1 protein-coding gene is annotated in these 278 nt (G+C 43.9%); it reads right to left on the bottom strand.

Going from position 1 to position 278, the window contains the following annotated elements; translation table 11 throughout:
• Positions 1–278: mucin-binding protein (locus tag FC70_RS09315; RefSeq protein WP_420835982.1), on the bottom strand; the 278-nt coding region annotated here is incomplete at both ends.

Here is a 278-nt window from a genome sequence, read left to right as displayed (position 1 = left end):
GTCTGTGGATCCGTTGGATTCACTGGCGTCAACCGATGCTTCAAGTGAACCGTGAAATTCTGATCAGTTGTGTCATCATTGTCGAACGTCAAATATGCTGGATAGCCATCGGTGACCAACTCATACCCTTGTTTCTTATAATCGGCAATGCTACCGCTGGTACTATAGCTGGATTTTGAACCCGTTGTTCCTGAGATTGAGTCCGTCTTTAAAGTTTTTCCAGTCGTATCATCAACGTAGCTGACACTACCTTTTTGCTTATCTGCTGTATAGGTGAT

The sequence above is a fragment of the Paucilactobacillus oligofermentans DSM 15707 = LMG 22743 genome, from assembly GCF_001434315.1.
Lineage (GTDB): Bacteria > Bacillota > Bacilli > Lactobacillales > Lactobacillaceae > Paucilactobacillus > Paucilactobacillus oligofermentans.
The sequence above is the reverse complement of the archived record's forward strand: the minus strand, read 5'-3'. Positions and strand labels throughout refer to the sequence as shown.